8 protein-coding genes are annotated in these 7,696 nt (G+C 73.4%); 4 read left to right on the forward strand and 4 right to left on the reverse strand.

The genetic code is table 11. From position 1 onward, the window contains the following. The coding region (locus Plo01_RS39500; protein ID WP_203895938.1) for a hypothetical protein at nt 1-937 on the reverse strand (937 nt) is incomplete at its 3' end. A 413-nt stretch (nt 938-1,350) separates the two neighbouring features. Between Plo01_RS39500 and Plo01_RS39505 the strand changes: the two genes are divergently transcribed. Beyond that, nucleotides 1,351-2,127, forward strand: a complete 777-nt coding sequence (locus tag Plo01_RS39505) for a sulfite exporter TauE/SafE family protein (RefSeq protein WP_203895939.1) — start codon at nt 1,351-1,353, stop codon at nt 2,125-2,127. Nucleotide 2,128: 1 nt separating this feature from the next. Here Plo01_RS39505 and Plo01_RS39510 read toward each other — a convergent pair whose 3' ends face one another. Together Plo01_RS39510 and Plo01_RS39515 are read right to left on the reverse strand one after the other, a co-directional pair. Next, the gene (locus Plo01_RS39510) at nt 2,129-3,343 is read right to left on the reverse strand and encodes an MFS transporter (protein ID WP_239317951.1); all 1,215 of its coding nucleotides are present in this window, start codon (nt 3,341-3,343) and stop codon (nt 2,129-2,131) included. Nucleotides 3,344-3,562: 219 nt separating this feature from the next. Beyond that, entirely contained in the window at nt 3,563-4,321 is a 759-nt protein-coding gene (locus Plo01_RS39515; protein ID WP_239317953.1) for a DeoR/GlpR family DNA-binding transcription regulator, read from the reverse strand. Between the two features lie 56 nt (nt 4,322-4,377). Between Plo01_RS39515 and Plo01_RS39520 the strand changes: the two genes are divergently transcribed. The 3 genes from Plo01_RS39520 (at nt 4,378) to Plo01_RS39530 (ending at nt 7,008) form a co-directional block, all read left to right on the forward strand. Beyond that, nucleotides 4,378-5,391 (forward strand): helix-turn-helix transcriptional regulator, encoded by a 1,014-nt coding sequence (locus tag Plo01_RS39520; RefSeq protein WP_203895940.1) that lies wholly within the window; start codon nt 4,378-4,380, stop codon nt 5,389-5,391. Nucleotides 5,392-5,485: 94 nt separating this feature from the next. Then, nucleotides 5,486-6,115, forward strand: coding sequence for a LysE family translocator (locus Plo01_RS39525; protein ID WP_239317955.1), 630 nt, complete (start codon nt 5,486-5,488; stop codon nt 6,113-6,115). An 83-nt stretch (nt 6,116-6,198) separates the two neighbouring features. Continuing rightward, the gene (locus Plo01_RS39530; protein ID WP_203895941.1) at nt 6,199-7,008 is read left to right on the forward strand and encodes an alpha/beta fold hydrolase; all 810 of its coding nucleotides are present in this window, start codon (nt 6,199-6,201) and stop codon (nt 7,006-7,008) included. 84 nt (nt 7,009-7,092) lie between these two features. Here Plo01_RS39530 and Plo01_RS39535 read toward each other — a convergent pair whose 3' ends face one another. Then, nucleotides 7,093-7,443, reverse strand: coding sequence for a cupin domain-containing protein (locus tag Plo01_RS39535; RefSeq protein ID WP_203895942.1), 351 nt, complete (start codon nt 7,441-7,443; stop codon nt 7,093-7,095). Nucleotides 7,444-7,696 lie beyond the last annotated feature (253 nt).

Here is a 7,696-nt window from a genome sequence, read left to right on the forward strand (position 1 = left end):
TCACCGTCAGCGCCAGGAGCAGGAACCTGTCGCCGCTCTCCGCGACGGGATGATGGTGGGACATGGTCAGTCCCGCCATCGAGGCGATCGGGCTGAGCAGCGCCAGCGTCATGAACAGCATGACCCGGGCCCGGTTGGTGGCGTCGGGGGCCGGTGCGGAGGCGTGCGCCACGCTGGGGTGGAGCACGGCGGCGCCGATCAGGACCGAGCAGGCCAGCCAGCCGACCGTCGCGAGGGGACCGTCCGGCCGGCCGGCCATCTGGTCGAGCAGGTAGGCGCTCTCGCCCAGGAACAGCGCGCCGAAGGACGCGCTCATCAGGGCGAGCCACGGCGCCCGCCGCTTGCCGAGCGCCAGCCGTACGGCCAGGCCGAGCATGAACACGTCGACGACGGGAGAGGTCACGGCGAGGGCGAGGTCCACGCCGCTGCGCTGGGTGGAGTGCAGGAGCGGGTGCAGGAGGAAGGTCCAGAACGGCATGGCCACGCCGACGGTGATGATCCCCGCGTCCAGCAGCGCCGCCCGAGGCGCGCCGCTGTTGCGCCAGCCCAGCGCGATCAGCCCGATCAGCATCAGGACGTGGCAGTCCACGGCGAGGCGGGAGTAGATCTCCAGGAGTACCGGAATCTTCAGCCAGACCCAGCCGATCCCCCACAATCCGGTCGTCGCCAGGCAGATCAGCACGGTGCCGGCGGCGATCAGCCGCCACGACCACATGCGGCCCAGGCCGTGCCTGCGGAGCGAGAGCAGCACGGCCGCCGCCGCGGCGCCCTGGATCATCACCCAGGGCAGCACGTCCAGGGCGGGGGAGACGCGTGCGAGGAACGGCGCGGCCAGGCTCAGCAGGCCGCCCAGGACGAGGAACGCCCACCAGCCGTACGGCCCGCGTGTGAGGCGGGCCCCGGCGGCCAGGGCGCTTCCGGGGAACGTCTGGCTCATGTCCTTCTCTCGTCCGTCGCGCGCGGGTATGGCACCGCCGGAGTCGGTGCCGGACCGGCAGGGGTGCCGGGTTGCCGTCCAGGTGTCGGACGGGTTCAGCCGCGTCATGACGCCGATCGGACGTGGCGGCCCCGGCCTGAGGAAAAACGCGTGACGAGATCGTGGCCCCCGCTCTCGGTCCCGATCCCGGTCCCGGTCCCGGTCCCGCTCCCGCTCCTGCTCCGGACCCGGACCGGGCCGCGACTCCGCTCGGTCCCGGCCCCGCTTCCGGTCCCGCCCCGGCTGTCGTGCGGCGGCCGTGCCGTCACCCGGTTCCCGCCGCCCGCACCCCGGAACGGGCATCCGGCCGACCGCTCGGAGGAGGAGGAAAGGTACGCTCTGCCCGGCATTTAACAGGCTTTCGGGGGACTTGTATGGATGTGGCGGAGATCGCACTGCTGCTGGTGGCCGCGGCCGGGGCGGGATGGGTCGACGCCGTGGTCGGCGGGGGAGGGCTCCTGCAGCTCCCCGCCCTGCTCCTGGCGGGAGTGTCGCCGGTTCAGGCGCTGGCCACCAACAAGCTCGCCTCCGTCTTCGGCACGGCTTCGGCCGCCGTGACCTACGCCGCCACGACGAAGATCGACCGTAGGGTCGCGATCCCGGCGGGGCTGGCCGCACTGGTCTTCTCCGGCCTCGGGGCCTCGGCGGCGGCGGCGATCTCCAAGGGTGCGCTGATCCCGCTGGTCATGGCCGTCCTGGTGGCGGTGGCGCTGGTCGTCGCCTTCCGGCCGTCCCTCGGCGCCCATCCTCACCCGCACCTGGGCACCCGCGCCCGGATCCTGGCCGCCGTCGCGGCCGTCGGGGGCGGAATCGCCTTCTACGACGGCATTCTCGGCCCCGGCACGGGCACCTTCCTGATCCTCGCGTTCACCGTGATCCTCGGGATGGACTTCGTGAGCGGCTCGGCCCACTCGAAGATCATCAACTCTTGCACGAACCTCGGCGCATTGCTCGTCTTCGCCTACCAGGGGCACGTGCTGTGGCTGCTCGGCCTGGGGATGGCCGCCTGCAACATCGCGGGGGCCCAGCTCGGCGTCCGCATGGCCCTGCGGCGAGGTGCTGGATTCGTACGGATCGTCCTGCTCTGTGTGGTGACCGTGATGGTGGTCAAGCTGGGATTCGACCGGTTCGGGCCCGACTCGTCTTACTGATCTACTTTGTAAAGACGGTGGTTCGTAAAGCCTGAGCCATCACGGCCACGAACAACGCCAGCAACGCCGGAATGGCCAGGGCGCGGGGGAGGCCCAGCAGCTCGGCGGCCCCGCCGATCAGCACGGGACCGGTGAGGAAGCCCACGTAGCCCAGGCTCGCAACCCTGGCCAGGGCGCGGCCCGCGCGTGCGGGGTCGCGGCGTCCCGCGGCGGAGAAGACCTGCGGGACGATGCAGGACAGACCGGCACCGAAGCAGGCGAATCCCGCGACGCCGGCGATCGGGTGACCGATCAGGAGCGCGGTCCCGAGACCGGCCGCGGCCAGGAGGCCGCAGCCGCGGACCAGGGTGACCGGGCCGAGCGCTGCGGCGAGCCGGTCCCCGGCGAGGCGGCCGGCGGTCATCATGGTGGAGAAGGCGGCGTAGGCCGCCGCGGCGAGCCATTCGGAGCTGTTCAGGGCGTCGTGGAGATAGACCGAACTCCAGTCCGCCGCCGCGCCCTCACCGATCATGCAGCAGAACGCCAGGACGCCCAGGAGGAGCGCGCCGCCCGCTCCCGCCCCGCCCGTTCTCGCCTCGCTGATCCCCGCCGCGGTGGATCCGGCCTCCGCCGGGACAGGTCCGGTCGGGACGGGCTCGGCCGGGGCGGCGAGCGCCCAGCGGGAGGCCTGCAGGGCCATGGCCGTGATCGCGGTGGCGACGATGAGGAAGGTGGCGGCGGGGCTGAGCCCCACGGTGGCGAACAGGCCCCCGGCCGCCGCGCCGAGGAACCCGCCGATGCTGAACACCGCGTGGAAGGACGACATGAGCGACCGTCCGGCGGCGCGCTCGACCTCGACGGCGTTGGCGTTCATCGCCACGTCGAGTGTGCCGTGGACCGCGCCGAAGGCGAACAGGGCGAGGGTGAGGGTGACCGGGTCGGGGGCGAGGGCCGGCAGGACCAGCACCGCAGCCTGGGCGAAGGCCATCGGGCCCATGACCCGGACGCTGCCGAACCGGTCGACCAGGCGGCCCACCAGCTGCATGCCGGTGATCGCCCCGGCCGCGATGCCGAGCAGTCCGAGGCTGAGCTGGCCGTCGCCGAGGCCGAGGTCGTGCTTGATCGTGGGGATGCGGGCCGTCCAGGTGCCGATCGCCGTGCCGGAGAGCAGGAACAGCAGGCAGACGGCGATCCGGCCGTGCCGCAGCGCGGTCCGGTCGTAACGGATGAGGGTCAACGGGGCTCCGGGGACGTCGAAGGCGCGGGTGCGCGGAGGTACGGGGCGTGGGCCGTATGGCGCAGATCGGATGACGGGGGCACGCGACGCGGGCCGGACGACAGAGGTCGGACGGTGGCGGTCGGACGGTGGCGGTCGGACGGTGGCGGTCGGACGGTGAGGGGAAGTCGGTGCGGGGAGGTCGGTGCGGGGAGGTCGGTGCGGGGAGGTTGATGCGGGTCAGACGGCGCGGACGGCGACGCCGGCGGCGGTGAGGGCGTCGTGCTCGGACGGGGGGATCGCGGAGTCGGTGACGACCAGGTCGAGCCGGTCGAGGGGGCAGACGGCGCCGAAGGCGGTGCGGGTGAACTTGCCGGAGTCGGCGGCCGCGACGACGCGGCGGGCGGAGGCGATCGCCGCCTGCTTCACGGCGACCTCCGCCAGGTCGTGGGTGGTCAGGCCGTGCCCGGCGGACAGGCCGCAGCAGCCGATGACGGCGGTGTCGAAGCGCAGGGACCGGATGGCGCTCTCGGCCAGGGGCCCGGTGAAGTTGAGTTCGCCGGGACGGACCTCGCCGCCCGGCAGGACCAGGCGCACCCGGGGGGCCGTGGCCAGCTCGTGGGCCGCCTGCAGGGAGAGCGGCAGGACGGTCAGCCGGCGGTCGCGGATCGCGCGGGCGACCTCCAGGGCGGTGGTGCCGGAGTCGAGCAGGACGGCCTCGCCGTCGGCGATGAGCGACGCGACCTCGGCGGCGATCCGCCGCTTGGCCTCCACCGCCTCGCGCTCGCGCACCCCGAAGGGGGGTTCCTCCCCGCGCAGGAGCAGGCTGACCGCGCCGCCGCGCACCCGCCTGACCACGCCTTGCTGGGCGAGCTCGTCCAGGTCGCGGCGGATGGTCATCTCGGAGACCGCGTGCTCCAGGGCCAGCTCGGCGACCGAGACGGAGTCGGCGGCGCGCAGCGCGGACATGATGGCTCGGACGCGATCGGAACTCTCCATGTGTTCATTTGAACATAGGTCATGTGAGTTCCACAATCGTGGGGGAGACTGGGGGCATGCGCGCCAGCCGCCTGTTGTCACTTCTGCTTCTCCTGCAGACGCGGGGAAGGATGACCGCCACGGAGATCGCCCAGGAACTCGAGGTCTCCGTCCGGACGGTCTACCGGGACGTGGAGGCGCTGTCGTCCGCGGGAGTGCCCGTCTACGCCGACCGCGGGCCCGCGGGCGGCTACCAGCTCCTGGACGGCTACCGCACCCGGCTCAACGGGCTGACCGCGGAGGAGGCGTCCTCGCTGTTCCTGGCCGGGCTACCCGGCCCGGCGGCCGAGCTGGGGCTGAAGGAGGTCGCCGCCAACGCCGAGCTGAAGCTGCTGGCCGCGCTGCCGCCGGAGCCGCGCTCGCACGCCGCCCGGATGCGCGAGCGTTTCCACCTCGACGTCCCCGGCTGGTATCGCAGGTCCGACGAGGTGCCTTTCCTGGCCGAGGCGGCCGAGGCGGTGTGGGAGCAGCGGCCGCTGCGCATGACCTACCGCCGCTGGGGGCCGAAGGACGTGGAGCGCGTGGTCCATCCGTACGGCCTCGTCCTCAAGGGCGGGTCGTGGTACATGGTGGCCTCCGCGACCGGTGAGGGCGGCGGGGGAGCGCCCCGCACCTACCGCGTCGCGCGGATCGTGACCGCCGAGCTCGCCGAGGGCCGCTTCGACCGGCCGGACGACTTCGACCTGGCGGACTTCTGGGAGAAGTACACCGTGGAGTTCCGCGAGCGCATGTACACCAAGGAGGCGGTGATACGGGTGGCGCCCGGGACCGAGGGCCTGCTGCGCGTGACGGTCGGCGACGATCCCGTCGACGTCGCGCTGGCCGGGGCGGGCCCGCCCGACGAGCACGGCTGGACCGTCCTGCGCCTGCCGATCGAGTCCGTCCGGCACGCGCACTGGCTGCTGCTGCGCCTGGGCGCCGATGTCGAGGTCCTGGAGCCTCCCGAGCTGCGGGAGCACATGGCCGACACGGTCGCCAGGCTCGGCGAGGTGTACGGCCGGGCGCCGCGCGCCCGCGACGAGGGACGGTGAGGCGCCCGGCGGCGCGGGGAAGGAGCGGTGAGGCGCCGGGGAGGAGCGGTGAAAAACAATTGCGGATCTTGCGGGGGGCGGCGACGATGTCGGGGTGTTCCTCATCGCCTTCATCGGCTCGTGCTTCCTGCTCGCGATGATCCCCGGTGTCAGCACGGCGGTGATCCTCCGGCAGACCCTGCGCGCCGGACGGGGGCCGGGCATGGCCGCCACGCTCGGCAATGAGACGGGCATCCTGCTGTGGGCGCTGGCCGCGGCCTTCGGGCTGTCGGCGCTCGTCCTCGCCTCGGAGGTCGCCTACGACGTCATGCGGATCGTCGGAGCCGTCTTCCTGGTGGTGATGGGCGCGCAGTCGATCTGGCAGGCCCGCGAGGGGCGCGGGGCCGCTGAGCCACGGGAGGAGCCGACCGCCGTGGCCGCCCCGGGGTGGCGCGGGTCCTACCTGCTGGGCTTCAGCACCTGCCTGGCCAACCCCAAGGCGGCGGTGTTCGCGATGTCGTTCCTTCCACAGTTCGTCCCCGAGGGGGCGAACGTGCCGTTCACCCTGATCGCGCTGGCGGTGATCTGGGTGCTGGTCGACACCGTCTGGTACGGGCTGTTCATCTGGATGGTGGGGCGGGCCAAGACGGTCTTCGGCAGGCCGGCGGTCCGCCGCCGCCTGGAACGGATCTCCGGCGCCGTCCTCATCGGCCTCGGCGTACGGCTGGCGGTGGAGGCGCGCTGACAGCCCTGCGACGCCCCGGCCTGCGCGGCTCCGGCCGTACGGCACGACCGGTTTCATCGACGCCGTCACCGGCGGAGGAGCGGATGATCGTGATGCGGCCCGGGCCCCCTCGAAACGGCCGGCGGAACGCGGCCGTCCTGGCCGTGCTGGCCGCGGTGGCGTCTCTCGCGGCCGCGGGCGGATGCGCGCGGCAACCGGAGTGGGGCTCGGTCGCGGAGGCGGCAGGGCAGCGGCAGCGGGTGGAGTGCACGGGCGGCACCGGTCCCGCCGTCGTGCTGGTCCACGGCATCGGCGACGAGGCGGGCTCCGCGTCGTTCGACGCCGTGCGCGCCGAGCTCCCGGAAGGCCGGCGATCGTGCCGGTACGACCGGCCGGGCGCGGGTGACAGCCCGGCGCCCACGCGTCCGGGTCGTGACGCCGACGCTCTCGACCGGGAGCTGGACGCGGTGGTCCGGCGGGCCGGCGGGCCGGTGGTGCTGGTGGGGCACTCCTTCGGCAGCTACCCCGTGCTGTACTACGCCCTGCGCCACCGCGACCTGGTCGCCGGCGTCGTGCTGCTCGACGGGGTCGATCCGCAGCTGGGACTGCGGGCCGCGCTGGGGGTGACGTCGCTGGCCGACGCCGGTACGGGCGAGGAGGCGCTGGACCTGGCGGCCGTGGAGCAGCAGGTCAGGGCGGCGGTGGCGGGCGCCGGACCGGCGCCGCTGGCGGACACGCCGCTGGTGGTGGTACGGCGGGACCGGTCGCTGACCCCGCAGTGGACGGCCGCTCAGGAGCGGCTCGCCGCCCTGTCGACCGGCGGCAGTCTCGTTCCCGCCTCCGGGAGCGGGCACGAGGTTCCGCACGACGCCCCGGCGGCGGTCGTCGACGCCATCGCCCGGGTGAGCGGGTGAACGGGTGAGCGGGCGACGTGCCCCGGGACGAGCGACGTGTCCCAGGGCGGGTGACGTGCCCGAGGCGGATGGCGTGCCCGGCCGTCAGCCCGGCAGGTTGATCGAGTAGGCCTTGCGCAGCGTCTCGTGCACCGTCCAGGTGGTGCGGTCGCCCTCGCGCAGCACGGCGAGGTCTCCCGGCCCGACCCGGAGCGTCTGCCCGCCCTCGATCTCGATGGTGGCGCGGCCGCTGATGACGACGAAGAGCTCGTCGGCCTCCGTGTCGGTGACCACGCCGGGGGTGATCTGCCAGATCCCGCGGACCTGCCGCCCGTCGGCGGACTCCCACAGCACCTTGCCGGAGACCCGGGGGTCGCCGGAGACGATCTGGTCCGGGCGGAGGGGGTCCGGCTCCAGGTCGGCGTCGGGGATGTGCACGCGGAAGCTCTGAGTCATAGGTCGGATTCCAAGGTGAACGGTGCTGACTGTCCGGTCGACGGTAGCACCGGCGGACGGCCGCCGCCGGGCCGGGCGTGTCAGTCGACCAAAGCGACTCCACGAGATCCGGGGAGCATCAGAGCCTCCATCAATGCCGGACGGATTCAGGGTAGGTGCGGGCTCCGTCCTCGGACGGGGCTCTTGCCTTGGGCGGGGCCCTCGGACGGGCTCTTCGGGTTGTCACCACGTCCACGCGGTCGGAGACCAGGCC

The organism is Planobispora longispora, from assembly GCF_016863135.1.
Classification (GTDB): domain Bacteria; phylum Actinomycetota; class Actinomycetes; order Streptosporangiales; family Streptosporangiaceae; genus Planobispora; species Planobispora longispora.

Coding starts and splice junctions, on each gene's coding strand:
- Plo01_RS39515 (WP_239317953.1), bottom strand. CDS start 4,321: ATGGAGAGTTCCGATCGCGTCCGAGCCATCATGTCCGCGCTGCGCGCC.
- Plo01_RS39505 (WP_203895939.1), top strand. CDS start 1,351: ATGGATGTGGCGGAGATCGCACTGCTGCTGGTGGCCGCGGCCGGGGCG.
- Plo01_RS39520 (WP_203895940.1), top strand. CDS start 4,378: ATGCGCGCCAGCCGCCTGTTGTCACTTCTGCTTCTCCTGCAGACGCGG.
- Plo01_RS39530 (WP_203895941.1), top strand. CDS start 6,199: ATGATCGTGATGCGGCCCGGGCCCCCTCGAAACGGCCGGCGGAACGCG.
- Plo01_RS39535 (WP_203895942.1), bottom strand. CDS start 7,443: ATGACTCAGAGCTTCCGCGTGCACATCCCCGACGCCGACCTGGAGCCG.